We start from the raw sequence: 25,629 nt of genomic DNA on the forward strand, positions 1-25,629 counted from the left end.
GGGCGGGCGGGCCCCGCGCCGCGGGGGGCGCCGCGCGCCCCCCCCCCCCCCCCCCCCCCCCGGGGCCGCCCACGGCGCTCGCAAAACTCGCGCGTGGTGGTTACGCGCCGCCTGATCGATCGATCAGGCGGCGGAGACCAGGGTGTCCAGTACCGAGAGGAACAGTCCGAGGCCGTCGTCGCTCGGGCCGGTCAGTGCCTCGGTGGCGTGTTCGGGGTGCGGCATCAGGCCGACGATGCGACCGTCGGCGGATGCGATGCCCGCGATGCCGCGCTGCGAACCGTTCGGGTTATCGCCCGCGTAGCGGAACACCACGCGGCCCTCGCCCTCCAGCTCGTCGAGCACGGCAGTGGAGGCCTGGAAGCGGCCCTCGCCGGACTTCAACGGGATCAGGAGCTGGGCACCGGCCTCGTAGCGCGAGGTCCACAGGGTCGACGCCGATTCCACCCGCAGCCACTCGTCGCGGCAGATGAAGTGCAGCCCCTCGTTGCGGGTCAGCGCGCCGGGCAGCAGCCCGGCCTCGCACAGCACCTGGAAGCCGTTGCAGATGCCGAGCACCGGCAGGCCGGTCTTCGCGGCCCGCACGACCTCGCCCATCACCGGCGCGAACCGGGCGATGGCGCCGGCGCGCAGGTAGTCGCCGTAGGAGAAGCCGCCCGGCACGATCACCGCGTCGACGTTCTTCAGATCGGCGTCCGCGTGCCACAGGCTGACCGCCTCGGCACCGGCCAGGCGCACCGCCCGGGCCGCGTCGACATCGTCGAGCGTGCCCGGAAACGTGATGACCCCGATGCGTGCGGTCATGACAGCCGGGTGACTTTCCACTCTTCGATCACGGTGTTGCACAGCAGTGCTTCCGCGATCTGCTCCAGCTCGGCGTCACCGACACTGTCGTCGACATCGAGTTCGAATCGCTTGCCCTGCCGTACATCCGAGATGCCCTCGAATCCCAGGCGCGGGAGCGCACCGACGATGGCCTGTCCCTGGGGGTCCAGGATCTCGGCCTTCGGCATCACCTCGACCACGACTCGTGCCACGCGTTGCTCCTCAGTGTGGTGGTGGGGGGTTACCTGAGCAGCGTAGTTGTGCTGGTCGCCCGCGCCGTCCTCGGGGTCGGCCAAAATTCGCCCCGCGTGCCCGAATTCCGGCCGCGCAATAGCATGGCGGGATGCGCATAGCTCACTTCGGCCACTCCTGCCTCCTCGTCGAGCTACACGGCAAGAAGGTGCTGTTCGATCCTGGCACCTTCGCGCACGGCTTCGAGGGGCTCACCGATCTGGACGCCATCGCGATCACCCATCAGCATCCCGATCACATCGACCCGAACCGGATCGAGGCACTCGTCGACGCCAATCCCGGCGCCCGGCTGCTGTCCGATCCGCAGACCGCGCGGCAGCGCGGCGAAAAGTGGGAGGCGGTGCACGCGGGCAACGTGCTGACGCTCGGCGAGCTGCAGATCACCGGAGGCGGCGGCAGGCACGCGGTGATCCACCCGGAGATTCCGGTGGTCGACAACACCGTGTTCCAGCTCGGCACCCCGGACGATCCGGCACAGCTCGTGCACCCCGGCGACTCGCTGTGGGTGCCGCCGGTCCAGGTCGGCGTGCTCGCGATCCCGGCGGCCGCGCCGTGGATGAAGCTCAGCGAGGCGGTGGACTACCTGCGTGCGGTCGCGCCGCGCACCGCGCTGCCCATCCACTACGGCATCATCGAGCAGGCGGCACAGGGCATCTACTTCGGCAGGTTGTCCGAAATGGGGCCTGCTGATACGGAATTCACCGTGCTGGAGCCGGAAGACCAGCGCGAGTTCTAGCGCTTCCGGCTCCGCACCCGGCTACCCGGACTGGTCGGCGTAGTTCAGCAGGAACAGCGCCTCGGCCAGCGCCAGGTGCTCGATTTCGGACGGATCCACGCTCTCGTTGGGGGCGTGGATGAGGCAGGTCGGCTCCTCGACGCCGAGCAGCATGATCTCGGCGTCGGGGTAGGTGTCGGCGAAGACGTTGCACAGCGGAATCGATCCGCCCTGCCCCTGGGTGGTGGCGGCGCGGCCGTACGCGGCGGCCAGCGCGGTCTCCATCGCCTCGCGAGCCGGACCGCCGTTGCCGGACCGGAACGGCGCGCCGATGCCCTCCAGTTCGATGGTGAGCTCGGCATTCCACGGGGTGTTCGCCTCGAGGTGCGCGACGAGCGCCTTGTGCGCCTGCTCCGGATCGGTGCCCGGCGGGATGCGCAGGTTGAGCCTGGCGCGCGCCGACGGCTGGATGGCGCCGGTCGAGCCGATCACCGGCGGAGCATCGATGCCGAGCACCGTCAAAGCCGGTCGCGCCCAGAGCATGTCGGCGATGGTGCCGTCACCGACCAGTTCGACGCCGCGCAATACGCCTGCGTCCGTACGGTATTGGTCCTCCGGGTACTGCACGCCGGACCAGCGCTGGTCGTTCGGCAGTCCGGCCACCGTGGTGTTGCCGTGCTCGTCGCGCAGCGTGGCGAGCAGGTGGATCAGCGCGGCGAGCGCGTCCGGGGACGGGCCGCCGAACATGCCGGAATGCAAAGGACCGGTGAGGGTTTGGATGGTGACGACGACATTCACGCTGCCGCGCAACGTTTCCGTCAGCGTCGGCACGCCCGCGGCGAAGTTTCCGCAGTCGCCGATCAGGATCGCGTCGGCGCGCAACAGGTCTGGGTTGGCCTCGACGAAACGCTCCAGCCCGCCGGTGCCCTGCTCCTCGGATCCCTCGGCGACCACCATGACACCGAGCGGCAGGTCCGGCCCCAGCGCGCGCAGCGCGGTCAGGTGCATGACGATGTTGCCCTTGCAGTCGGCGGCGCCGCGGCCGTACCAGCGGCCGTTCTTCTCGGTCAGCTCCCAGACCGGCGTGCGCCAGGCCGCGCTGTCCAGCGGCGGCTGCACGTCGTAGTGGCAGTACAGCAGCACCGTCGGCGCACCGGGCGGCGCGGGACGGGCCGCGATCACGGCCTTGCTGCCGTCCGGCGTCTCGTGCAGTCCGGCCCTGGTCAGCCCCGCCGCGACGAACGCGTCCGCGACCCACTGCGCGGCCCGTTCGCATTCCGCCGGCGGGAACTGCCGAGGGTCGGCCACCGACTTGAACGAAACAAGCTGTGTCAGATCAGTTTTCGCCTGCGGCATGAGCGCGGCCACCTTCGCGCGCAGCTCGGCGGTGCGGGAATCCTCGGTCATCGGCCAGCGCCTCACTTCTTCGTGTCGTCGCGCTCCATGTCGCGCACCCGGATGCCGGGACGGTCCGGGCGGCAGCGGCCGACAGCGCCGCTGTTCCGCTCTGGCACGCACCGACCAGTTCAAAGATTGAAATCTAGTCGACCGAGCAGTCGGTGTCGCCCGACTTCCGGCGGTGGCGTCGACTCCGTGTGATTGGGTTGGGTAACCGCAGTTCGGTACCACTACGCGAGCGATACTCCGGAGGCCATCCGATGTCCCACAGCGCAGACTCCGACGACCTGTACGCCCTGCCCGGCATGAGCCGGGTCGCGCCCAAGGCCGGTTTCCCGCAGCACGAACTGTTCGCCGAGGTCGCCTACGAAATCGTGCACGACGAGCTGATGCTCGACGGCGTCTCCCGGATGAATCTGGCCACCTTCTGCACCACCTGGGTGGACGACCAGGCTCGCCGGGTGATGGTCGAGTCGCTGGACAAGAACATCGTCGACAAGGACGAATACCCGCAGACCGCCGAGCTCGAGCGACGCTGCGTCCGGATGATCGCCGACCTGTGGCACTCCCCCGATCCGGCCGGCACGCACGGCACCTCGACCACCGGGTCCAGCGAAGCCGCGATGCTCGGCGGGCTGGCCGCCAAGTTCCGCTGGCGGCAACGCGGCGGCACCGGCACACCCAACTTCGTGTGCGGACCGGTTCAGGTTTGCTGGGAGAAATTCGCTAGATACTTCGACGTCGAGATCCGTCAGATTCCGCTACGCGGGGAACGCCTGACCATGCACCCGGACGATGTGGCCGCCTACTGCGACGAGCGAACCATCATGGTGGTGCCGACCTTCGGACAGACCTTCACCGGACTGTTCGAGGACGTCGCCGGGATCAGCAACGCCCTCGACCGGTTGCAGGAGGCGAGCCGCCTGGATATTCCGATCCACGTCGACGCGGCCAGCGGCGGCTTCCTCGCCCCGTTCACCGCGCCCGACCTGACGTGGGATTTCCGGCTGCCGCGGGTGAGGTCGATCAACGCCTCCGGCCACAAGACCGGACTCGCGCCGCTCGGCGTCGGCTGGGCGATCTGGCGCGAGGCGGCCGACCTGCCGCCCGAGCTGATCTTCGACGTGGACTACCTCGGCGGGAGCATCGGCACCTTCAATCTCAATTTCTCGCGGCCCGGCGGGCAGGCGATCACGCAGTACTACGAGTTCATCCGGCTCGGCCGCACCGGATACACCCGGGTGCAGTCCGCGATCTACCGCGCGGCAAAGCATCTGGCGGCGGGCCTGCGCGAGCTCGGGGTTTTCGAGATGATCCACGACGGCGATCCGCACCGCGGCATAACTGCGGTGGCGTGGCGGTTGACCGGTGATCCCGGGTTCAACCTCTACGACCTGTCGGACCGGCTGCGCAGCAGGGGCTGGCTGATCGCCGCGTACCCGTTACCCGCGGACCGAGGGGACGAGACGATCATGCGCGCGGTGATCCGGCACGGCTTCACCGTCGACATGGCCGATCTGCTGCTCGCCGACTTCGGCCGCTGCATGAAACAGCTGGTGCGGCATCCGTTTTCGGCCTCGCTCACCCGGCAGGAAGCGGGCGGCTTCACGCACAGCGCGCGAGCCGCGGTGCCCGACAAGAAGATCGACACCGCTTGACCGTGCCGACGCTACAGCGCCGCCGCTCGATGTACGCCATTTCACGAGCGGCGGCGCCGATCGGCCACGCTCGGCGTGCCGATAACCACGGAGCCGCGGTGCCCGACCACACCGCGCCGCGGCGTCTTTCAGGCCGCGCGCGCGATGGCCGGCGGCTCCCAGCGGTAGACGGTGCCGGTCGCGCCGTGGAACAGGGCCAGGTCGACGGCGTCGAGCATGGCCTGGCGCGGGCCGGAACGTGCCAGTTGTGCGGCCGACACCGCGAGGCGCAGCATGCCGCCGCGGCGCGCGGTCCGCGCGGCCCCCATCACCAAGGCCCGACACCACCACGGTTCCGCCCGGAAGCCCTCGCCGATGCCGAACACCCGAACCTTCTGCGCCACATTGTGTTCCAGGTCCAAGATGGAGGTGAGGCCGAGCGCGACCCGGAAGCCGGCCTCGGGCAGCGCCTCGATGGCGCCCGCTGAGGCGTCCCAGCGAGGCGCGGCGAACAGCCTGGTGCGCAACTCCACCCGCTCCATCACCCGGTCCGCCGCGGTGAGCCGCAGCCGCGCCTCATGCCTTGGCAGCCTGGCGAATTCGGCCCGGCGGCGCTTGGTCGCGGCCTGGTCGTAGCCGTGCAGCACGATCGCGTCGCCGCGGGCCCTGCGCCCGCGCAGCCAGGCCTGTGTCGCGGGATCATCGACCAGCTTGTACTTGCCCTTCAACCGGGGCGCCACGAGCAGCGACAGTGGCACACCGCGCTGGTCCATCTCGGCGGCGAACTCGATCGCCGCATCCCGAGTGGTGTCCCTGATCCCGGAAACGGATACGACCAGCTCAGCGTTCATGAATTTACGGTGCCAGGGGCAGATGTACTGAGCGTGCTGGCGGGATGACCGGGCGACGAACACCGTGACACACGTTCTCGCCGAAATCTCCTTCCCCGATGTGCCTACATGTTGTACCCTCAGGTAAGCACGTTCTCGGGCGCGGCGCTCGCCGACTCAGCCCGTGGGACCCTCGATCGAGGGGAATTAATCGGATGCGGTCAGTTTCTGTCAGGGAATTCTCTTACAACCCAAGCGCGATACTCGCGGAAGTAGAGCAGGGGGAAACAATCCAAGTGACCAAACGCGGAAGGACCATTGCTGTTCTCTCGCCACCATTCGACGAGATGAGCACCTACGACCGGCTGGTGGCGGAAGGCGTGATCATCCCGCCGCCGGGCGGGGCAAAAACGGCAGGCGAGGTGTTCGAGCATTTCGCAAACCTGTACAAGGACGTGGTCGTCGACTACGCGGCAGGCGACGCCGCGATGGAACGGATAGACAGGGAGGAAGAACAACGAGAGGAGCTGCTGCGGCGACTCGGCCGTGGCGAGGACCCGTGGGCAGCGAATACAGCGGTCTACGGCAGCGAGCCGAACGAGGCCGAGCGATGATCCTCTACCTCGATGCGTCGGCGATCATCACCAAGGTGACCGAGCGGAAGTACGTGCGTTCGCTGAACGAGTACATACAGCGGCATTCATCGGCGGAACTGGCAACCAATTCGATCGGATTTGTCGAGACGATACGCAAGAGCGATGAGTACGGCGACTTCCCGAACCTGATGCGAGAGTTGTCCGAGCAGTACACAAAGATTCCGGTCACCGACCGGATCTGCGACTCCGCCGCGTATCTTCCACGGGGGCTGAAGTCCATGGACGCCATTCACGTTGCCAGTGCGATGTTGTTGCAACGCGAACTGCTCGCATTGGTCACCTACGACGAAAAGATGGCAAAAGTCGCCCATCAAATAGGCCTGCCCGTCGCCATGCCCGGCAGGAGATAGCACCGGCACCAATCGCCGGATCTGTTTGCCCGCAAGCAGATCCGGCGTGCGCGGGGGCCGATTCACGAAACCGGCCCCCGCCACCGGATTACGCGTCGGCCAGTCCGACCCGGTCCAGCACCCAGGCGTACTCGAAGGCAACTTCCTTCCACTTCTCATACCGGCCACTGACACCGCCGTGGCCCGCGCTCATCTCGGTCTTCAGCAGTAGCTGCGCGTCGCCGGTCTTGGTCGCGCGGAGTTTCGCGACCCACTTGGCGGGTTCGACGTAGAGCACGCGGGTGTCGTTGAGGCTGGTGATGGCCAGGATGGCCGGATAGTCCTTGGCCTCGACGTTCTCGTACGGGGCGTAGGACTTCATGTAGTCGTAGACGTCCTTGTCCGCCAACGGGTTACCCCACTCGTCCCATTCGATGACGGTCAACGGCAGCGACGGATCCAGGATCGAGGTGAGCGGATCGACGAACGGAACATTCGCCAGGATGCCGGCGAACAATTCGGGTGCCAGGTTCGCCACCGCGCCCATCAGCAGGCCACCCGCGCTGCCGCCGTCGGCGATCATCCGATCCGCCGCCGTCTTGCCCGTATCGATCAAATGCTGTGCGCACGAGACGAAATCGGTGAATGTGTTCTTCTTGGTGAGCGTCTTGCCGTTCTCGTACCAGAGCCGACCCATCTCGCCGCCGCCACGCACGTGCGCGACCGCGAACACCATGCCGCGATCCAGCAGCGACAGCCGCGAGACGGAGAAGGAGGGATCCATGCTCGCCTCATAGGAGCCGTATCCGTACAGCAGCACGGGCTTCGGCGAATCCAGCGCGAGACCCTTCTTCCACACCAGCGAGATCGGGATCCGGGTGCCGTCCTCGGCGATCGCCCAATCTCGGTGCTGCTCATAATCGTTGGCGTCGTACCCGCCGAGCACCGGCTGCTCCTTGCGCAGCAGCAGGTCGCCGGTCGCAGGCACGTAGTCGAACACCTGCACCGGCGTGATGAACGAGGTCAACCCGATGCGCAGGGTCGGCTGCGCCCACTCCGGGTTCGCGCCCGCGCCAACAGCGAAGAGCTCCAGGTCGAAGTCGAGCTCGCGCCGCTCGCCGTACCCGCTGTCGGTCAGCGGCCAGACCGCCACCCGGGTCAGCGCCTCGCGGCGGTAGCTCAGCACCAGGTGATCGGCGTAGGCATCGACGTCCTCGAGGCGTACATCGTCGCGGTGCTCGATCAGCAGCGTCAGGTCCGACGGATCGGCGACCGGGGCGTCGGCGAGCACGAAGTTCTCCGCCTTCACGCCGTCGACCACATCGTTGTGCAGGATCAGGAACCGGTCCTCGCCGCCGATCACCGCGTGCTCGGCGGAGTATTCGACGCCGTCGCGGCGCGGCAGGATGACCCGGAAGTCACCCTCGGGATCGTCGGATTCGAGCACCCAGCCCTCGGTGGTGATCTTGGACCCGACCCAGATCATCAGGTACTTCTCCGAGCGGGTCGAGGTGATGCTCACCCAATAGCGCTCGTCGGGCTCGTGGAACACCCGCACATCGGTGGCGGTCGGGCTGCCGAGCCGGTGCCGCCACACGGTGTCGGGCCGCCAGGACTCGTCGACCGTTTGGTAGAAGACGTGCGTGCCGTCCAGTGACCAGGTCGCGCCGGGCGCCGTCTCGGCGATCGCGTCGGACAGCATCTCGCCGGTGCGCAGGTCCTTGAAGCGCAGCACGTACCGCTCGTCACCGACGGTGTCCACGGAGTAGGCGAGCAGGTTGCCGTCATGACTCAGCGAGAAGGCGCCGAGCGCGAAGAAGTCGTGCCCCTCGGCGACCACGTTGCTGTCCAGCAGGATCTGTTCGCCGGGCACCTCGGTGCCCGCCTCCAGCTGCGGTGGGGTCCAGGCGTCGATGCCTTCGGCGCCGGCCGCGATCGGACACCGGCAGTGCACGCCGTACTGCTTGCCCTCGAAGCTGCGCGAGTAGTACCAGTACTCGCCCATCCTGGTCGGCACCGACAGGTCCGTCTCCTGGGTGCGGCCCTTGATCTCGTCGAAGATCGAGTCCCGTAGCTCGGCCAGGTGCGCGGTCTGCGCCTCGGTGTACGCGTTCTCCGCCTCGAGGTGCGAGATGACTTCGGGGTTCTCCTTGTCCCGCAGCCACTCGTACTCGTCGACGAACACGTCACCGTGATGTACGCGTTCGGTGGGCACCGTCTTGGCGATCGGTGCCGTCACCCCGTCGAGGTCTGAGATCGTTCCGGTACCGCTGTCGAGAGCCATGGGCTCCACCGTAGCGGCGCGGATCCCGGCCGTCCTGCCAGGACCCGGCAACTGCCCTGCTCGAGCTGTCGCGCAGCGGAATTGGTGCGCTATCCCGGCCCGTCGGCGGGCGGTTGGGCGCCGGAGGCGGCCTGGATGACCGAGTCCAGTACCTCGCGGGTGCGGTCCAGGTCACGGATGGCCTGTTCGATCCGCTCGCGTTCCCCGGAGAGCTTCTGCACCAGGAACGGAGTGGCCGCCGCGTTCGGGGTGCCGTCCACGTCGTGGATGCAGGGCAGCAGTTCGCCGACGGTGTCGCTGTGCAGGCCCGCGGCGAACATCTCCTGGATGCGCCGGACCCGGTCGACGGCCGCTGCCGGGTACTCGCGCTGGCCGCCGGAGGTCCGCTCCGACGCGAGCAGTCCCTTGGTTTCGTAATACCGCAGCGACCGGACGCTGACGCCGGTCCGCTCGGCCAGTTCACCGATGCGCACAATCGCTCCTTGACCTGACATTGATGTCAGGTTTTACGGTACAGGAATGCTGCTACTGACCGAATACCGCACTCCCGCACGCACCCTGCCCAATCGGGTCGTCATGTCACCGATGACGCGGCTGCGCTCGCTGCCGGACGGCTCGCCGACCAGCGACGTCGCCGACTACTACGCCCAGCGGGCGACGGCCGGGCTCATCGTGACCGAGGGCATCTGGCCGCATTCGACCGGACAGAGCGAGGCCTGGGTGCCCGGTCTGCAAACCGCACGACACGTCGAGGCGTGGCGGCGGGTCACCGAGGCCGTCCATGCCAACGGTGGACGCATCTTCGCGCAGTTGATGCATGGCGGACGCAAGGGGCACCCGCTCGCCCGGATCGACGGCTCCTGGCCCGCGGGCCCGTCCGCGGTACTGGACGAGGATCGCGTGCACCTGATCGACGGCGGCAAGGGCGAGCCGATCACCCCGGCGGCACTCGACCGCGCCGAGATCGAACGAGCCGTCGAGCAGCACGCCGCCGCGGCTCGCAACGCCATCGCCGCCGACTTCGACGGTGTGGAAATCCACGGCGCCAACAGCTATTTCGTGCATCAGTTCTTGGCGGACAACACCAACCTGCGCACCGACGAATTCGGTGGGTCGATCGAGAATCGGATGCGCCTGCCGCTGGCCGTCGTCGATGCCGTGACCGCCGAGATCGGCGCGCACCGCACCGGAATCCGCCTCTCCCCCGGCAATCCGCAGTTCAACATGTTCGAAGCCGACCCGGCCCCGCTCTACCGGGCGCTGGTCACCGAACTCGACCACCGCGGCCTGGCTTACCTGCACCTGACCGACAACGACAGCTACCGGGCGCTGGCCGATCTGCGGCCACGCTGGCGCGGCACCCTCATCGCCAATATCGGCGAAAACCGCGCGCCGACAACGGCCGAGGGCGCCGAGGACGTGCTGCGCGCGGGCCTGGCCGACCTGGTGTCGTTCGGCCGTCCCTTCATCGCGAATCCCGATCTCGTCCGTCGCCTCACCCATGGCCTGCCCCTCGCCTCCATCCGCGAGCACCTGCTCTACGGCCGCACCGCCGAGGGCTACAGCGACTACCCGCACTGGCAGCCCGCTGAAGTACCTGCTCGCTGATTCCGGCATCGGGGTTTTCCCGGAGATCAGGCTTCGAGCAGTTTCACCTTGTTGTTCGAGCGGTCGGCGAGGATCGCGCCTGCCGCGGCGAGCACCACGAGCACCACGATCTGACCGCCCCAGCCGCCCGGCGCCCAGTCGAGCAGGCCCCACACCTGAGATTTGCTGTGGTCGATGAGCAGGCGGATAACGGCCTGGGCCGACGCGACCACCAAGACCATGCCGACGATCTGCAACCCGACCCATACGTTCTTGGCCATCACACTCTCCGTTTCCAAGATTGGCTGGTAGCGACCTTTCTCATGGTTGCCCTGAGGCAGGTCATCGCACATCGGCCATCGGTCTGCGGGCGGTTCATCCTTTGGTCGATCCGAATTCGCCCTGCAGGCCGATGCGCCGGCGAACGCGCGCCACCTACAGTCGCGTCATGTCCACCGCACCCCTGTCGTCGGCGCCACCGCTTCGGCCGTGGTCGCACGCCTGGCGGATGGCGGCGGTGCTCATGATCGGCCTGTGGGCGTGGTCCACCACGAACAGCGAAATGGCGCCGATCGACGGCGCGCTGCTGACCTGGTTCCAGGTGGGTGACCCGCTGCTCGGCCTGGCCTGCATGCTGCTCACCCTGCTGCGGCGCCGGTATCCGGTGGCGACCGCGGCGATCGTGACGGTGGCGTCCACCGCGTCGGTCACCGCCAACGGCGCGGCGGCGCTCGTGCTGTGTTCGCTGGCCACCCGGCGGCGCTACCCGGAGACGATCGCGCTGTCCATCGTCAGCATCGGGACCGGCTTACTTACCGAAAGCGTGATCTACCCGAAAAATACCGACCTGCAACCCTATTGGGTCGGGCCGTCGGTGCTCACGGCCGCCGTCGCCGTTGTCGTCGCGGTCGGCTTCGCGGTCGGCGCGCGACGAGACCTGGTGTGGTCGTTACGTTCTCGCGCGGAGACCGCCGAACGGGAACAGCACGCGCGGGCCGCCGAGGCGCGCCTGCTCGAACGCAATCGCATCGCGCGGGAGATGCACGATGTACTGGCGCACCGGATTTCGGTGGTGGCCATGCACGCGGGCGCGCTCGGTTTCCGCACCGACCTGACCAGGGAGCAGACCGCGACGACGGCGAAAACCATCGCCGAGAACGCCCACCTCGCACTGCAGGAGTTGCGTGAGGTGCTCGGCGTGCTGCGTACCAGCGACAACTCGCTGACCGACACCCCGGAGCCGCCGCAGCCGACGCTGGCCGATCTCGCGCGCCTGGTCGAGGAGGCACGCTCGACGGGCATGGACGTGTCGATCACCGACACCACCACCGACGACCTCCCGGCGACCAGCGCGCGCACGGCGTATCGCATCGCCCAGGAGGGACTGACCAACGCACGCAAGCACTCACCCGGCGCCGCGGTCCGGGTGCGCATCGACGGCGGGCCGGGCCAGGACCTGATCGTCGACGTCGGCAACTCCGCGCCGCACCATCCTGGCCTCGCGCTGCCGTCCTCCGGCTACGGCTTGCTCGGTCTCACCGAACGAGCCCAACTGGTCGGCGGCACATTGGCTTACGGCCCCGACCCGGCCGGCGGTTTTCGACTGCGTGCCGTGTTGCCGTGGCCCGCCGTAACCGTCAAGAGCGACAGATGAATACCCGTATCCGTGTGGTCGTCGTCGACGACGAGCCGTTGGCACGCTCGGCGCTGACGCTGATCCTCGGCGGCGACCCGGAGCTGGAACTGGTCGGCGAGGCCGCCGACGGCGAGCAGGCGCTAGCCGTGGTCCGCGAACAGTCGCCCGACGTCGTGCTGATGGACATCCGGATGCCGATCCGGGACGGGCTCGATGCCACCCGCGAACTGCTGAGCCGGGCCGACCCGCCCCGGGTGCTCGTGCTGACCACGTTCGACGCCGACGACATGGTGTTGCAGGCGTTGCGGATCGGCGCACACGGGTTCCTACTCAAGGACACACCGCCCGCTGACATCGTCGCCGCGGTCAAACAGGTGGCGGCGGGTCGGCCGATGCTCTCGCCGAGCGTTACCGCGCAACTGATCTCGGTCGTCACCGCCGGGTCGAGTGACGACGCGGCGGCGCGCGAGCGGGCCCGCACCGCCCTCACCTCGCTGACCGAACGCGAACGTGACGTCGCCGAGGCGATCGGGCGTGGTCTGTCCAACTCCGATATCGCCAAGGAAATGCACCTGAGTATCGCGACCGTGAAGTCGTACACCAGCAGGCTGCTCACCAAGCTCGACGCCGAAAACCGGGTGCAGATCGCGATTGTCGTGCTCAATGCCGGGCGCAACTAGGAAATCGGCTGCGCCCTTACGGAATTCAGGCTCCGATGGCCGGGGCGATGGTCGACCATGACGCGTGCAGCGTGTCCTGCCAATAGGACCAGGAGTGAGTTCCGGTGGCGCTGTAGTCGACTCGGGCGGGGATGCCGAGGCCGCGCAGGCGCTGCTCGAACGAGACGACGCACGCGTTGACGCCGACCTCCACTGGGCCGCCGAGGAAAATGTTCTCGGCCAGTTGAGGTTTGATCTCCGTCTCGTGCGGGCCGGGGATGCCGGTGCCGCTGGACAGATAGATTGTCTTGCCGCGCAAGCGTTCTGCCAGCAGCGCCGGGTCGTGTTCGGTCCAGGCCTGGCTGCCGGGCGGTCCCCACATATTGAATGGGTTGCCGCCGCGGTTGGCGATGGAGAACATCACCGCGCCCATCGCCAGGCCGGTGTCTGGGCAGGCGCTGTAGCCCGCGACGGCGCGGTACAGCCACGGGTTGCGGGCGGCCAGGATGAAGGCCGCGTTGCCGCCCATCGACAGTCCGCCGATCGCGTTGACGCCGTTGCCGTTGAATCGGGCGTTGATCAGCGGTGGCAGTTCCTCTGTCAGGAACGTCTCCCACCGGTAGTGGCCGAGTTGCGGATCGTCCTGTTGCCAGTCGGTGTAGTAGCTGGCCTCGCCGCCGACCGGGAGCACCACGTTGACGTTCGCGCCGGCGAAGAATTGTTCCGCGTCGGTGGCGTTGGTCCAGGTGCTCTGACTGGTGCCGGGGTCGAGGCCGTCCAGCAGGTAATACGCGGGTCGCGGACCGCCGCCCACCGGATGCAGCACCTGAACCTGAACGGTCCGTCCCATCGCGGGTGAATTGATGAACACCGCGGTACGCGTCGGGCTCAGGGTGTCGACCCGCTCGAGCTGCGCGGCCGAGGCGGTCGCAGGTCCGACGACCGCGGGCCCGAACAAGCCGAGCGCCACGGTCAGCACTACTACAGCAACTGGTGTTCGACGCACGGTCACACCTCCATCACCGCATCACAACGGCTTTTAAAGGTAGCTCACCACCGAGCGTTGCGGAAGTGACGAAGCTCTCTGGCGTTCTCCCAGCAAATAGGCTGCTCCCGGAACATCCTTCGCTGAAACCGCCTGGCGAACGAACCGTTCAGCGGCTCAGCGCCCCCCGAATCGACCCGGCCAGATAATCCAGATCGGCCCGCCGCGGACTCGTCGGTCGCCCCCGCAACCCGAACCCATCCCCTGCGGTCCGCGGAATCACATGCAAATGCACATGGAACACCTCCTGCCCCGCCGTCACCCCATCGGCAAGAAAGAAGTTCACCCCATCGCACCCCACCTCACTCACCCGCAACGCCGCAGCCACCCGCTGCCCCACCTGAAACAATTTCCCCCCGACCACCGGATCCAACTCCGCAAGACTCCGCGCCACCACCTTGGGCACCACCAACACATGCCCCGGCGTCATCGGCCGAATATCCATGAACGCCAACACATCATCGTCCTCGAACACCCGACTGGCCGCAGCCCGCCCAGCAATGATCTCCCCAAAAATCGTGTACGGATTCACGCCGAAACAACCGCTCCCGCTACAGGATTGGGGAGGGGGTGTAGTTGGCGGCGGTCGGGTTCTGGTCGACGAGTTTTTGGACGGCGGCGATGACGTCGGCCACTTGGGCTTCGGCGGCGCCGATGAAAGCGGACTTGTCGGCGAGAGCGGTGTCGAGGGCGGCGCGGTCGAGGGGGAGGCGGGGGTCGGCGGCGAGACGGTCGAGGAGGTCGGGTTCGCGGCCTTGTTCGCGCATCGCGAGGGCTACGGCTACCGCGTGTTCCTTGATGACCTCGTGCGCGGTTTCGCGGCCGACGCCGGCGCGGACGGCGGCCATCAGGATCCGGGTGGTGGCGAGGAAGGGGAGGTAGCGGTCGAGTTCGCGGGCGATGACGGCGGGGTAGGCGCCGAATTCGGCGAGCACGGTGAGGAAGGTTTCCATCATGCCGTCGATGGCGAAGAAGGCGTCCGGCAGCGCGACGCGGCGGACCACGGAGCAGAAGACGTCGCCCTCGTTCCATTGCGCACCGGCCAGTTCGGCGGCCATCGAGGCGTAACCGCGCAGCACCACCTGCAGGCCGTTGACGCGCTCGCACGAGCGGGTGTTCATCTTGTGCGGCATCGCCGAGCTGCCCACCTGGCCGGGCTGGAAGCCCTCGGTGACCAGCTCGTTTCCGGCCATCAGCCGGATGGTGTGCGCGAACGAGGACGGGCCTGCCCCCACCTGGACCAGCGCGGAGAGCACGTCGTGGTCGAGCGAGCGCGGGTACACCTGGCCGACGCTGGTGAGCACGGTCGCGAAGCCGAGATGCCTGGCCACCTGCTGCTCGAGCGCCGAAAGCTTGGCCGGATCGCCGCCGAGCAGATCGAGCATGTCCTGGGCGGTGCCCATCGGGCCCTTGATGCCGCGCAGCGGGTACCGGTCGATCAGTTCCCGCACCCGGGTCAGCGCGATCAGCAGCTCGTCGGCGGCCGAGGCGAACCGCTTGCCGAGGGTGGTGGCCTGCGCGGCGACATTGTGCGAGCGCCCCGCCATCACCAGCGTCTGGTATTCGGCGGCACGCTCGGTGAGCCGGGCCGCGATCGCGATGCCGTGCGCGTGCACGTGCTCGAGCGAGAGCCGGATCTGCAGCTGCTCCACGTTTTCGGTGAGGTCGCGGCTGGTCATGCCCTTGTGCACGTGCTCGTGCCCGGCCAGCGCGTTGAATTCCTCGATGCGCGCCTTCACGTCGTGCCGGGTGACCCGCTCGCGCTCGGCGATGGAGGCGAGATCGACCTGGTCGATCACCCGCTCGTAGTCGGCGAGTACGCCTGCGGGCAGCTCGATTCCGAGATCCGACTGGGCCCGCAGCACCTCCAGCCACAGTCGCCGCTCGAGCACGATTTTGTGCTCGGGCGACCACAGCCGCACCAGTTCGGGACTGGCGTATCGGGTGGCAAGGACGTTCGGAACAAGGGTCACGTCTGGTCAGTCTAGTGCGCGGAACCGGTCCACTTGCTGGGGCGTCGCCGGTGCGACGATGTCGATCACCTCGAGCAGCGCACCACGGGCCATTCGGCGCGGTTCCGGCTCCATTTCGGTCAGTGCCGCGACCACCGCGCCGTCCACCACCGCGACCAGCCTGCGCAGTTGCTCGGGGCGCACCAGTCGATCGGAGCGGCGCAGCACATCCGCGAGCAGCTCGTCGAGCTGAGCCCTGAGGCGTAACTGCACTTCGCGCAGCTCGGGGTGCCGCGCGGAGGCCACCGACCGCTCGTAGCGAGCGATCAACTGCCCGCGCGCGCCCTCGTCGTGCCAGTGCCCGTCGACGCCGACCAGCAGATCGAGCACCAGATCGACGGTCGCCTCGGCGCCGCGGCGGCGATGGCTCACCTCGCCGACCCGGCGGCGCATCGCGTCGAGCTCCACGTTGCCGCTGAATTCGACCGCGCGCGCGATCAGATCTTCCAGCGATTCGAAGTAGTAGGTGGTCGACGCCAGCGGCAGATCGGCACGGGTCGCGACCGACCGATGCCGCACCGCCTCGAACCCGCCTTCGAGCAACAACTCGGCGGCGGCAGCTACCAAAGCCTGGCGACGCCGTTCGCCTTTCGGGGTCGTCGCGGTGATCACCGTGCCATCGTGCCAGTCGTCATCAGTTCTTCCAGGGGAAATCAGCGAGGAAAAGCAACCATCGATGTTCTACCGTATCCGCGCGGCCATGGTGCCGAACTGCGGAAAGTTGTTGCCGGACACGACGATCAAACACCCAGATAGTGCCCTAGACGAACCAGCGCCTGCTCGATGTCCGCGGTGGCGCCCGCGAACGAGAAGCGAACTGTCCGATTTCCGTGCACGGTGTCGAAGTCGATGCCCGGCGCGAGCGCGACACCGGTGTTGTCTAGCACGTCGGTGCACCACGCGCGCGCGTCATCGGTGAGATGGCCGATATCCGCGTAGGCGTAGAAGGCACCGTCGGCCGGAGCCAGGTCGGTGATGCCGATCTTCGGCAGGCCGTCCAGCAGCAATTGCCGGTTGATCGCGTAGCGGCGCACATGCCCGTCGAGTTCGGCCTTGGCCTCGGCACCGAACGCGTGCAGGGCCGCGTATTGCGAGATCGCGGGCGGGCACACGGTGAGGTTGGAGGCGAGTCGCTGCAGCGCGGGACGTAAACCGCTGGGCGCCAACATCCAGCCGAGCCGCCAGCCGGTCATCGAGAAGTATTTCGACACCGAGCCGATGACCACCGATTCGCGGGAGGTCTCCCAGGACGAGGAGGTTCCGGTGTCCGAGCTGTCGTAGGTGATGCCGTGGTAGATCTCGTCGGAGATGAGCAGGGTGCCGTGCGCGTCGCACCAGCGGGCCAGCGCGGCCAGTTCGGTGGGGGCGATCATGGTGCCGGTCGGGTTGGCCGGGCTCGCGACCACCAGCCCGGCCGGTGGTTCGGGCAGCGCGTCCAGCATGGCGACGGTCGGCTGGAACCTGGTTTCCGCGCCGCAGTCCAGTTCCACCACGCGGCAGCCGAGCGCGGTGAGCGTGTTGCGGTAGGCGGGATAGCCGGGCCGGGCCACCACCACGGTGTCGCCGGGGTCGAAGGCGGCCAGGAAGATCAGCGAGAACGCCCCCGACGATCCGGTCGTGACCACCACGTCATCCGGGTCTACGGCGTAGCCGTAGGTCTCGGTGTGATGCTGGGCGATCGCCGCACGCAACGGCAGGATGCCGAAAGTCTCGGTGTAGCCGAGCAATTCGGACTCGATCGCGGTCGTGGTCGCGCGCAGCACCGGCGCGGGCGCCGGCGTCGACGGCTGTCCGGCGGCGAGCACGAGCACATCCCCATGGGTCCTGGCCCGTTGCGCCGCAGCTTTCCAGACATCCATCACGTAGAAAGGTGGAATGGTCGACCGGCGAGATTCTCTGGACACCCGTGAGACGGTAGACGGTGTCGCACGACGACACGTCGCTGACGCTCGTCTTTCGTCTCGCCCCGCAGACTCCGTGGCGGCGCCGGCCCGGCGCCGGTCGTGCGCTCCCCTCCCACCAGGGTTATGGTCGGCTTGATGCTCGAGAATGCTCGACGAGCTGGGCTCGACCGGGTGCGCGGCGTAGGCGGCATCGGGGTCATTCCGCCGAACTGGCGCGCCCGGCTCCGGGAACGACCGGCACGCGGCCTGCGGGCCCTGCTCGATCGGCGCAACGTCCAGGAGATCCTGCGACGGCGGCCCGATCCGCGGGAACTGTGGCGGCGGCGCTCCGAGCTGCGCGACAAGTGGGATAAACGACCCGACCGTGACCGGCTCCTCGCACTGCTGCGCAAGCATCGCGTGCTGCTGGCCGGGCTCGCGGTGACCGCCGTCTTCGCCGCGGGCGACGCGTCCTTCGCGGGTGCGATCAGCGACCGCGTCCCGGACCAGGATCACGCCCAACGCGTCGCGGTCGCCTATCCCCTGCAGGTGCAATCCACCCCGCCCTCGGTGCGCCGGTACCTGAACGCCATCGACAACGGTGAACGCCTGCGCGAACAGGCCGTGGTCGCGGCGGCCGCGCGCGCCACCCTGGAACGCGCCAAGGCCGAGGCCGCCGCCGCGGCGGCGGGCGAATGGCAACCGTGGATGGGTGGCGGCGGTGCGACGACGCTGCCCGGCGTGACGCTGCCCGGAATCGGCGGCTTCTTCCTGCCCGCCCACGGCACCTTCACCTCCGGATTCGGTTCCCGCTGGGGCACTTTCCACGCGGGCATCGACATCGCGGCCCCGATCGGCACCCCGATCTACGCGGTCGCCAACGGCACCGTCATCGACGCGGGCCCGGCCGAGGGCTTCGGACTCTGGGTGCGCATCCGGCACGACGACGGCACCATCACCGTGTACGGCCACATGTACGACTTCTTCGTCTCCCGCGGCGAACGGGTCCCGGCCGGGATGCAGATCGCCCGCGTCGGCAACCGTGGCGACTCCACCGGCCCGCACCTGCACTTCGAGGTCATCATCGGCGGCCAGCACGTCGACCCACAGCCGTGGCTGGCCCTACACGGACTTACCGTCAACTAGAGATAGCGATGCGGTCCTCGACGGCGGCGAGGCCGATGTCGGTGCGGTAGTGGCTGCCCGGCAGCTTGATCGAGGCGATGCGCTCGTAGGCGTGCGTGCGCGCCTCGGCGAGATCGGCGCCGACACCGACCACGTTGAGCACGCGGCCGCCGGAGGAGACCAGGGCACCGTCCTCGCGCAGCGCGGTTCCGGCGTGCAGCACCGCGGCGGAGTCGTCCATCGCGCCGTCGCCGGCGCCGGTGATCACGTCGCCGACGCGCGGGCGGCTCGGGTAGTTCTCGGCGGCGACCACCACGGTGATCGCCGAGCCCGCACGCCAGCGCGGCGGGTCGACCTGGTCGAGAGTGCCGGTGGCGGTGGCGTTGAGCAGCTCGCCCAGCGGGCTCGCCAGCAGGGCCAGCACGGCTTGAGTCTCGGGATCACCGAAGCGGCAATTGAATTCGACGACCGCGGGCCCTGCGACACCCATCGCGAGGCCCGCGTAGAGCAGCCCGGAGAACGCGCTGCCTCGGCGAACCAATTCGGCCGCAACGGGTTTCACCACGTCGTCGACGATCGCGGTCGCGGCCTCGGCGGACAGCCACGGCAGCGGCGTGTACGCGCCCATGCCGCCGGTGTTCGGGCCGGTGTCGCCGTCACCGACCCGCTTGTGATCCTGCGCGGGCAGCAGCGGCACCACCGTCTCCCCGTCGACCAGGCAGAACAGCGACACCTCCGGCCCGTCCAGGAACGACTCCAGCAGCACCGGGTGCCCCTGCTCCAGCAGCTCGGCGCCGTGGTCGCGGGCCGCGGACCGGTCGGCGGTGACCACCACGCCCTTGCCCGCGGCGAGACCGTCGTCCTTCACCACCCAGGTCGGCCCGAACCGGCTCAGCGCGGCGTCGAGGTCGGCCGGGGTGTCCACGATCTCGCTGTGCGCGGTGCGCACCCCCGCCGCCGCCATCACGTCCTTGGCGAAGGCCTTGGAGCCCTCGATCCGCGCGGCCGCGGCGGACGGTCCGAAACAGGCGAACCCGGCGGCCCGCACCGCGTCGGCGACGCCGAGCACCAGCGGCACCTCGGGTCCGATCACCACCAGATCGGCGGCCGACTCGGTGGCCAGCGCGACCACCGCCTCCGCCGAGCACGGATCGACCGGCCTGGTCGTCGCGTGCTGCGCGATACCCGCGTTGCCCGGCGCGGCGACGATCGCGCTGACCGCCGGGTCACGGCGCAACGCGAGGACAAGGGCATGTTCACGGGCTCCGGAACCGATGACGAGTACGCGCACGGCAGACAGCTTAGGTGAAGCCGCAGGAAGCGCTGCGCTCACTCATGAACAGCAGTCGACCATCGAATATCGGTCTCGCGACATGGATGATGGAAAGGGATGGTTCCGGCATACCTCAGCCAGGGCCACACCACCCACACCGCGCGAAGGATGTGCACACGATGGGTCTGATCGACGGACTGATGGGCAATGCCGGGCGGATCGATCCCGGCCGGGCACAACAGGAATACGCGAAACTGATGGGCGAGGGCGAACAGATCTACGCCGCGTATCTTTTGGTACGCGACGCGATCCTGTTCACCAACCGACGCCTGATCCTGGTCGACAAACAGGGCATGACCGGCCGCAAGGTCAGCTATCACAGCATCCTCTACCGCGCGATCACGCACTTCTCGGTGGAGACCGCGGGCACCTTCGACCTGGACGCCGAGCTCTGCATCTGGATCTCCGGCAACCACGAGCCGTTCCAGAAACGGTTCAACCGCCAGGTAGACATCTACGAGGTGCAGGGCATCCTGTCGCATTTCACCTCGGCGTAGCCTGCGGGGCATGGCTTCTGTCTTCAGCGCGATCATCGCCGGTCAGCTACCAGGTCGATTCGTCTGGGAGGACGACGAATTCGTCGGTTTCCTCACCATCGCACCGGTCACCCCCGGGCACACCCTGGTGGTGCCCCGCAAGGAAATCGATCAGTGGCAGGACATCGACGCGGACACCTTCGCCCGCCTGAACGTCGTCGCCCAGAAGATCGGCCAGGCCGTGCGTGCCGCCTGGGACGCACCGCGCGCCGGGCTGCTGATCGCCGGGCTCGAGGTGCCGCACCTGCACGTGCACGTCTTCCCGGCGTTCACCATGGGCGACTTCGACATCTCCGGCGCGGATACCGATCCGAGCCCCGAGTCCATGGACGAGGCGCAGACCAAGATCAAGCAGGCGCTGCGTGACCTCGGCTACGGAGCCAACGTCCCCGACTGAGTCCAGCGCGGGTGGTCGAGCGCCGGAGAGGCGTTCGACCACTCTTTTCCGTTCACCGGTTGTACGGCTGTTCCTGGACCCAGCTGAAGCCGCGTTCGAGCAGCGGGAACGACTTCGGGTCGAGTTCGGTGAACGAGGTATGGATGCGGTGACCGGCGTAGTCGTCCGCGTCGATGACCATGCGGCCGGGCGCGGGCCACCAGTAGGTGAGACGCACCCGAACCGGCGTTTCCTCGTAAGTGCCAAGGGCGATGCGGTGGTGCAGGTCGATGATGTGGCGTTTCGGGTCGATGGTGCCGCCGTACACCTCGAAGGAGTCGTCCATGTGCTGGATGGTGAGCACCATGGGATCGGAGACGTGGAACGGGCGATCGATAACGACTCGGCGCCAACGTAATTCGTCAGTGAGCAAGGGGTCGCGGGGATAGCCCTCGGAGGAGAAGCCGTCCACCCGGTAGATGCCGTACAGGTTGGGGGTGTCCTTCGACCATTGCCGCCAGTTCTGCGCGCCGAACACGCCGAGCAGCAGCAGGCCGACCACCAGCTGCGCCACCAGCGCGATCCGGTTGGCCCGCGCGGAACCGAACAGCGGCACCGGCCCGGTCGCGGGCCCGGGGTGGCCGGCGAACAGCGCCGCGAGCAACCGGCGCGCGTAGGGCGCGAGCAGGAACAGGCTCAGCAGCAGGAACTGGGACGAGACCGTTTTCAAGCGGATGTCGTAGGTCATGTTCAGCAGAAACACCTGCGTCATATCCACCGCGCACAGCAGCGCCCCGGCCGCCGTCGCCCGCGGCACCAGCAACAGCAGGCCCGCCAGCAATTCCGCTGCGCCGAGCGCGATTTCGTACGGCTGCGACACACTGACCTGCGACCACAGCACACCTTCCGGGCTGAAGTTGCCGTAGGGCTCCACCAGCCGGTTCAACACGAACGGCATCTGCGTCGGAATCGCCTTGGCCATCCCGAAATAGAACATCGCCAGCGCGAGCACGAACCGCAGATACAGCTGGGTCCAGGCGAACAGCCGGGTGTACCGCACCCGGCGGCGATCCAGCACCGACCACCCCGCCGTGGCCACCGCGGCAATCACCACGAGCAGAAACAGCGCCGTCCACTGGAACGCACTGTCGCTGCCCACCTGCGTGCTGCTTACGTGCAGGCCGAGCACATGGGTCGCGGTCCACTCGATCGGCGGGCGCGCGAGGGTCAGCACGTGCAGCACCGAGCCCGCCTCGAATCCCAGGCCCGCCAACATAATCGGCATCAGCCCCAGCACACCCGCCAGGCCGAACGAACCGAAATAGCACACGCCGAAACGAAACCCGATCAGCGCCGGCGGATGCCAGCGTCCTTCGATCGCTCCCCCGTCCTTCTGCAGCACCGGACCCTCCCCGCGTCGTGAACACTAAGGCGGGACAGTAGGGGCGAATCCTTAACGAGGACCGGTCAGTTCGCTTAACAACCGCATCGTCGTCGAGCCGAGGACTCGGTAGCTGTTGATCAAAACTTTCGCAGCCATTGGGCGGGCTCGAATCCAGTGGTCGGGGAGGCCGCGTAGAGGGTGCTGCGCCCGACGAGATCGACTGCGCCCTGGCTGAAATACACGGGTACGGACGACACGAAAATGCCCTCGAAGGCCAAGTCCACCCGGAGCAGCCAGCGCTGAGACGGCCCGGCGGCCGTGGATATCACGACCTGGATGCCGTCGGCGCTGGGGTTGAGCCCGAGCTGCATGGCGACTTCCTCGGGGAGCTGGCTGTGCACCGCGCCCGTGTCCACGAGGGCCTGGCTGAAAGTAGCGGCGAGCTGTCCGGGGGTAGCGGGCCCGAAGAGCACGAGTTCGGCTCGGGGGACGCCTGAGCTGGCGGGCGCGAAGTCATCGAAGTCCACCCGGATGGTCATCCTGAATACCCCTGTTCGCGTTCCTGTCCGTCGACGAACGCGATGCTGATGGCCGGGTCGGGCAAGGCGTAACCGGCGGGATTCACCCGGAACAGGGCTTCCGCGAGGCTCGGGGAGGCCGCTGTCAGCCCTTCGCCATCCGATATGACCCAGTGAAAGCGATGCGTTTCGGTGAGTGACGCCCAGTTCGCGCGGATCCAGCGACTGCCGGGCGACGGTGAATCGTAGGGCATTGTCAGGCTTTCTTGGGCGGCACCGGACCAACGGTGACCTTGGACGGCGACGCACCGCCGCCGGTCTCGAAGACAGCCGCCTCGGCGGGCTTGAACTTCGCGCTCACCTTGTGTGTCTGCTCCGAGGACAGCCCGCCGCCGATGGTGACGACATACGCCTTGATGCCCGCCTTGCCTTCACGTTTCACGGCGATGTTCAGCTCGATGGTGCATTCGTCGAGCGTCAGCTTGAATCCGTCACCCGAACCCGCTTGGGCCGCAGTCAACTCGGACTTGAGATAGCGGATCATGTCCGAAAGTTCGATCCCGCCATCAGCTGAATTGGTCATACCGCGCCGCCTCTCGCTCGACGGTTCCGCTCGAGCCGGCCCCAAGACCGAACCCAAGAATATTCCACCGCCGTTGGCGAGAGGGTGACTTTCGCAGGGCCTCTACAACGCGAACGAGCGCGCCGTCACCGACGCGCCCGAACCGGAGCCCCCTGTCAGGATTGAACCGACGACCTTTCGCTTACAAAACGAGCAGGGCCGCTACAACGCGAACGAGCGCGCCGTCACCGACGCGCCCGAACCGGAGCCCCCTGTCAGGATTGAACTGACGACCTTTCGCTTACAAGGCGAGTGCTCTACCACTGAGCTAAGGAGGCGGGTGCCTTCGGAAAGCGGTTGCCATCATAGCCGGGCACACCGACTGCGTGACACCGGGTTTACGGCATCACGCAGTCGGCGAGTGTCCCAGCGCAGTATTCGGCTACCGCGAGTTCAGGATTGGGCGCCCTGACGGGCCGCGTCGTCGGCGGCCATCGCGTCGCGCAGGCTCTTCGGACGCATGTCGGTCCAGTTCTTTTCGACGTACTCGACGCAGGCAGCGCGGCTGTCCTCGCCGAACACGACCCGCCATCCGGCCGGGACCTCGGCGAAGGCAGGCCACAGCGAATGCTGTTCTTCGTCGTTGACCAGGACGAAGAAGCGGCCGTCTTCGTCATCGAAGGGATTGGTGCTCAATTTCACCTCACTGGATACTGGCGCTATGTATGGGATCGCTCGTGGATCCTTCGGCGCCGGGTCCGACGAACCGGAGGGTTCAACGGACTTGCGCGCCGTTGGAGTCCCGAGCGTTGTTTCGACCCTAGCAAGGGAGACGTTACGCCTGGGCGGTTACCTCTGGCCGTGGAATCTCAGCTCGCGAAAAAGTCCAGCAGAATCTTGTTGACTGTTTCAGGGCGTTCCAGATAGCCGAAGTGACCCGCGTCCGGCACCTCTTGGTAGCGCGCACCGGGGATGACCTCGGCAACTTCCCTGGACAGGTAGGGCGGAATCATCCGATCGTCGGCGAAGCCGACGGCCAGGCACGGCACCGTGATCGCGCGGTAGGCCTGCACCCGGTCGAAATCGTGATCCATCCGACGCTGCGCGCGGATGCCGGGCGGCACCGGTCCACCGGTGAATTCGAACAGGTCGAGCCAGTCACGGGCCGAGTTCGGCTCGGCCAGCGTCGCGGGCGACAGGTTCATCACCGCGGTGATCGCGGCCTCGTATTTCTCCGGCAGTTTCACTCCGCTGGCGTCGAGTTGGTGCTCGCCGAGCGAGAGCGTCTTCTGGAATTGATCGAGCCGCCCGTGGCCTGCCATGAAGACGGCCTTGCGCACCAGTTCGGGGCGGGCCAGCGCCAGCTCCTGCGCGACCCGCGCGCCCATCGAGGTGCCGACCACCAGCGCGGGCCCCTCGTCGAGGAGCTCGATCAGTCCGGCGGTGTCGGCGACCAACTGGTCGATGGTCATGCCGGTCGCGGCCTCGAAGGAGGGTGCGATGCCGCGGTTGTCGAAGGTGCACACCCGGTACCCCGCGGCGACCAGCGCAGGCACCTGATGCAGTTCCCAGACCCGGCCGGGGCTGCCGGTGCCCATGATCATGACCACAAGCGGCCCCGAACCCTTGACATCGGTACCCCGCGCGCGGTCACCTTTGACCTGGTAGTTGAGGGAAATTCCGTTCACCGTGGCCAGCGGCATATCGACCCTTTCGTGGAGTTGATGCTCCGTCCCACGGTATAGGGAGGGATGGAGTCGGCACACCGGCCGGGGGCTGGTCTGACGCGGGTGCCACCCGCGTCTGCCGAGGACAGATACCATTGACTATTCGCACGTACGAGCGTAGTGAACCGGGAGGACTTGAAGATGGCCGCGAAGGGCAGCGCGAACGACATCGCGGACGACGATCTGGAACCACTGGCCGACGAAACCGCACGTCAGGCCCAGCGCGTTGTCGCGGCCTACGCCGAGGACGCCGACGAGTGCCGGATGCTGTTGTCGATGCTCGGCATCGCACCGAGCGCCCGGGCAGAATAGAGCCCAGC

The 25,629-nt window shown here is 67.7% G+C and carries 30 protein-coding genes and 1 tRNA gene; 11 read left to right on the plus strand and 20 right to left on the minus strand.

The genetic code is table 11. From position 1 onward, the window contains the following. Positions 1–123: 123 nt before the first annotated feature. Together purQ and purS are read right to left on the minus strand one after the other, a co-directional pair. Entirely contained in the window at positions 124–804 is a 681-nt protein-coding gene (gene purQ / locus ACIBCN_RS31460; RefSeq protein ID WP_396995328.1) for a phosphoribosylformylglycinamidine synthase subunit PurQ, read from the minus strand. After that, complete coding sequence (gene purS, locus ACIBCN_RS31465) at positions 801–1,037, minus strand: phosphoribosylformylglycinamidine synthase subunit PurS (protein ID WP_150403849.1); 237 nt, start codon at positions 1,035–1,037, stop codon at positions 801–803. Before purS ends, purQ begins: the two co-directional genes overlap by 4 nt. Before the next feature lie 131 nt (positions 1,038–1,168). Between purS and ACIBCN_RS31470 the strand changes: the two genes are divergently transcribed. Continuing rightward, entirely contained in the window at positions 1,169–1,813 is a 645-nt protein-coding gene (locus ACIBCN_RS31470; RefSeq protein WP_396995329.1) for an MBL fold metallo-hydrolase, read from the plus strand. A gap of 21 nt (positions 1,814–1,834) precedes the next feature. Here ACIBCN_RS31470 and ACIBCN_RS31475 read toward each other — a convergent pair whose 3' ends face one another. Beyond that, positions 1,835–3,199 (minus strand): dipeptidase, encoded by a 1,365-nt coding sequence (locus ACIBCN_RS31475; RefSeq protein ID WP_396995330.1) that lies wholly within the window; start codon positions 3,197–3,199, stop codon positions 1,835–1,837. A gap of 251 nt (positions 3,200–3,450) precedes the next feature. On the opposite strand from ACIBCN_RS31475, the gene ACIBCN_RS31480 reads away from it, so the two are divergent. After that, positions 3,451–4,848: a glutamate decarboxylase gene (locus tag ACIBCN_RS31480; RefSeq protein WP_396995331.1), complete on the plus strand. Its 1,398-nt coding sequence runs from the start codon at positions 3,451–3,453 to the stop codon at positions 4,846–4,848. A gap of 128 nt (positions 4,849–4,976) precedes the next feature. Here the strand turns inward: ACIBCN_RS31480 and ACIBCN_RS31485 are convergent, their stop codons facing one another. Continuing rightward, positions 4,977–5,678: a DUF2334 domain-containing protein gene (locus tag ACIBCN_RS31485; protein ID WP_396995332.1), complete on the minus strand. Its 702-nt coding sequence runs from the start codon at positions 5,676–5,678 to the stop codon at positions 4,977–4,979. Between the two features lie 194 nt (positions 5,679–5,872). On the opposite strand from ACIBCN_RS31485, the gene ACIBCN_RS31490 reads away from it, so the two are divergent. Then, positions 5,873–6,271: a type II toxin-antitoxin system Phd/YefM family antitoxin gene (locus ACIBCN_RS31490; protein WP_396995333.1), complete on the plus strand. Its 399-nt coding sequence runs from the start codon at positions 5,873–5,875 to the stop codon at positions 6,269–6,271. Then, complete coding sequence (locus ACIBCN_RS31495) at positions 6,268–6,663, plus strand: type II toxin-antitoxin system VapC family toxin (RefSeq protein ID WP_396995334.1); 396 nt, start codon at positions 6,268–6,270, stop codon at positions 6,661–6,663. Before ACIBCN_RS31490 ends, ACIBCN_RS31495 begins: the two co-directional genes overlap by 4 nt. Before the next feature lie 88 nt (positions 6,664–6,751). Here the strand turns inward: ACIBCN_RS31495 and ACIBCN_RS31500 are convergent, their stop codons facing one another. Both ACIBCN_RS31500 and ACIBCN_RS31505 read right to left on the minus strand, forming a co-directional pair. Then, entirely contained in the window at positions 6,752–8,926 is a 2,175-nt protein-coding gene (locus ACIBCN_RS31500) for a S9 family peptidase (RefSeq protein WP_396995335.1), read from the minus strand. Between the two features lie 89 nt (positions 8,927–9,015). After that, positions 9,016–9,399, minus strand: coding sequence for a MerR family transcriptional regulator (locus ACIBCN_RS31505; RefSeq protein ID WP_396995336.1), 384 nt, complete (start codon positions 9,397–9,399; stop codon positions 9,016–9,018). Between the two features lie 46 nt (positions 9,400–9,445). Here ACIBCN_RS31505 and ACIBCN_RS31510 point away from each other — a divergent pair, with 46 nt between their 5' ends. Further along, the gene (locus ACIBCN_RS31510; RefSeq protein ID WP_396995337.1) at positions 9,446–10,534 is read left to right on the plus strand and encodes an alkene reductase; all 1,089 of its coding nucleotides are present in this window, start codon (positions 9,446–9,448) and stop codon (positions 10,532–10,534) included. Between the two features lie 26 nt (positions 10,535–10,560). On the opposite strand, the gene ACIBCN_RS31515 is transcribed toward ACIBCN_RS31510, so the two are convergent. After that, positions 10,561–10,794, minus strand: a complete 234-nt coding sequence (locus tag ACIBCN_RS31515; RefSeq protein WP_396995338.1) for a hypothetical protein — start codon at positions 10,792–10,794, stop codon at positions 10,561–10,563. Positions 10,795–10,961: 167 nt separating this feature from the next. On the opposite strand from ACIBCN_RS31515, the gene ACIBCN_RS31520 reads away from it, so the two are divergent. Both ACIBCN_RS31520 and ACIBCN_RS31525 read left to right on the plus strand, forming a co-directional pair. Further along, positions 10,962–12,167, plus strand: a complete 1,206-nt coding sequence (locus ACIBCN_RS31520; protein WP_396995339.1) for a sensor histidine kinase — start codon at positions 10,962–10,964, stop codon at positions 12,165–12,167. Next, positions 12,164–12,829 (plus strand): response regulator, encoded by a 666-nt coding sequence (locus ACIBCN_RS31525; RefSeq protein WP_396995340.1) that lies wholly within the window; start codon positions 12,164–12,166, stop codon positions 12,827–12,829. Before ACIBCN_RS31520 ends, ACIBCN_RS31525 begins: the two co-directional genes overlap by 4 nt. Before the next feature lie 25 nt (positions 12,830–12,854). Here ACIBCN_RS31525 and ACIBCN_RS31530 read toward each other — a convergent pair whose 3' ends face one another. From ACIBCN_RS31530 to ACIBCN_RS31550, 5 genes are all read right to left on the minus strand, one after another. Beyond that, positions 12,855–13,814: an alpha/beta hydrolase gene (locus tag ACIBCN_RS31530; protein WP_396995341.1), complete on the minus strand. Its 960-nt coding sequence runs from the start codon at positions 13,812–13,814 to the stop codon at positions 12,855–12,857. A gap of 148 nt (positions 13,815–13,962) precedes the next feature. Next, positions 13,963–14,385 carry an HIT family protein gene (locus ACIBCN_RS31535; RefSeq protein ID WP_396995342.1) on the minus strand — a complete coding sequence of 141 codons (423 nt, stop codon included), beginning with the start codon at positions 14,383–14,385 and terminating at the stop codon, positions 13,963–13,965. Between the two features lie 19 nt (positions 14,386–14,404). After that, positions 14,405–15,826 carry an adenylosuccinate lyase gene (gene purB, locus ACIBCN_RS31540; RefSeq protein ID WP_396995343.1) on the minus strand — a complete coding sequence of 474 codons (1,422 nt, stop codon included), beginning with the start codon at positions 15,824–15,826 and terminating at the stop codon, positions 14,405–14,407. A gap of 6 nt (positions 15,827–15,832) precedes the next feature. Further along, positions 15,833–16,477 carry a TetR family transcriptional regulator gene (locus ACIBCN_RS31545; RefSeq protein WP_357379591.1) on the minus strand — a complete coding sequence of 215 codons (645 nt, stop codon included), beginning with the start codon at positions 16,475–16,477 and terminating at the stop codon, positions 15,833–15,835. A gap of 128 nt (positions 16,478–16,605) precedes the next feature. Then, the gene (locus ACIBCN_RS31550) at positions 16,606–17,769 is read right to left on the minus strand and encodes a pyridoxal phosphate-dependent aminotransferase (protein ID WP_396995344.1); all 1,164 of its coding nucleotides are present in this window, start codon (positions 17,767–17,769) and stop codon (positions 16,606–16,608) included. A 135-nt stretch (positions 17,770–17,904) separates the two neighbouring features. On the opposite strand from ACIBCN_RS31550, the gene ACIBCN_RS31555 reads away from it, so the two are divergent. Further along, positions 17,905–18,894, plus strand: coding sequence for a M23 family metallopeptidase (locus tag ACIBCN_RS31555; RefSeq protein ID WP_396995345.1), 990 nt, complete (start codon positions 17,905–17,907; stop codon positions 18,892–18,894). On the opposite strand, the gene purD is transcribed toward ACIBCN_RS31555, so the two are convergent. Continuing rightward, a complete protein-coding gene (gene purD / locus ACIBCN_RS31560) occupies positions 18,887–20,164 on the minus strand; it encodes a phosphoribosylamine--glycine ligase (RefSeq protein ID WP_396995346.1) in 1,278 nt (425 codons plus the stop codon). The genes ACIBCN_RS31555 and purD overlap by 8 nt on opposite strands. 161 nt (positions 20,165–20,325) lie before the next feature. Here purD and ACIBCN_RS31565 point away from each other — a divergent pair, with 161 nt between their 5' ends. Both ACIBCN_RS31565 and ACIBCN_RS31570 read left to right on the plus strand, forming a co-directional pair. After that, complete coding sequence (locus ACIBCN_RS31565) at positions 20,326–20,703, plus strand: PH domain-containing protein (RefSeq protein ID WP_396995347.1); 378 nt, start codon at positions 20,326–20,328, stop codon at positions 20,701–20,703. Between the two features lie 10 nt (positions 20,704–20,713). Then, complete coding sequence (locus ACIBCN_RS31570) at positions 20,714–21,139, plus strand: HIT family protein (RefSeq protein WP_396995348.1); 426 nt, start codon at positions 20,714–20,716, stop codon at positions 21,137–21,139. A 52-nt stretch (positions 21,140–21,191) separates the two neighbouring features. On the opposite strand, the gene ACIBCN_RS31575 is transcribed toward ACIBCN_RS31570, so the two are convergent. The 7 genes from ACIBCN_RS31575 to ACIBCN_RS31605 form a co-directional block, all read right to left on the minus strand. Next, entirely contained in the window at positions 21,192–22,520 is a 1,329-nt protein-coding gene (locus tag ACIBCN_RS31575) for a DoxX family protein (RefSeq protein ID WP_396995349.1), read from the minus strand. A gap of 119 nt (positions 22,521–22,639) precedes the next feature. Further along, the gene (locus ACIBCN_RS31580; RefSeq protein WP_396995350.1) at positions 22,640–23,041 is read right to left on the minus strand and encodes a retropepsin-like aspartic protease; all 402 of its coding nucleotides are present in this window, start codon (positions 23,039–23,041) and stop codon (positions 22,640–22,642) included. Further along, positions 23,038–23,274: a hypothetical protein gene (locus ACIBCN_RS31585; protein ID WP_396995351.1), complete on the minus strand. Its 237-nt coding sequence runs from the start codon at positions 23,272–23,274 to the stop codon at positions 23,038–23,040. Before ACIBCN_RS31585 ends, ACIBCN_RS31580 begins: the two co-directional genes overlap by 4 nt. Positions 23,275–23,276: 2 nt before the next feature. After that, the gene (locus ACIBCN_RS31590; protein ID WP_396995352.1) at positions 23,277–23,603 is read right to left on the minus strand and encodes a trypco2 family protein; all 327 of its coding nucleotides are present in this window, start codon (positions 23,601–23,603) and stop codon (positions 23,277–23,279) included. Between the two features lie 245 nt (positions 23,604–23,848). Beyond that, a tRNA-Thr gene (locus tag ACIBCN_RS31595) sits at positions 23,849–23,920 on the minus strand. A gap of 115 nt (positions 23,921–24,035) precedes the next feature. Beyond that, positions 24,036–24,278, minus strand: coding sequence for an MbtH family protein (locus ACIBCN_RS31600; RefSeq protein WP_011207082.1), 243 nt, complete (start codon positions 24,276–24,278; stop codon positions 24,036–24,038). A gap of 173 nt (positions 24,279–24,451) precedes the next feature. After that, positions 24,452–25,285 carry an alpha/beta fold hydrolase gene (locus ACIBCN_RS31605; protein WP_396995353.1) on the minus strand — a complete coding sequence of 278 codons (834 nt, stop codon included), beginning with the start codon at positions 25,283–25,285 and terminating at the stop codon, positions 24,452–24,454. 144 nt (positions 25,286–25,429) lie between these two features. Here ACIBCN_RS31605 and ACIBCN_RS31610 point away from each other — a divergent pair, with 144 nt between their 5' ends. Beyond that, positions 25,430–25,621: a hypothetical protein gene (locus ACIBCN_RS31610; protein ID WP_150403824.1), complete on the plus strand. Its 192-nt coding sequence runs from the start codon at positions 25,430–25,432 to the stop codon at positions 25,619–25,621. Positions 25,622–25,629 lie beyond the last annotated feature (8 nt).

It is taken from the genome of Nocardia sp. NPDC051052, from assembly GCF_044456045.1.
Lineage (GTDB): Bacteria > Actinomycetota > Actinomycetes > Mycobacteriales > Mycobacteriaceae > Nocardia.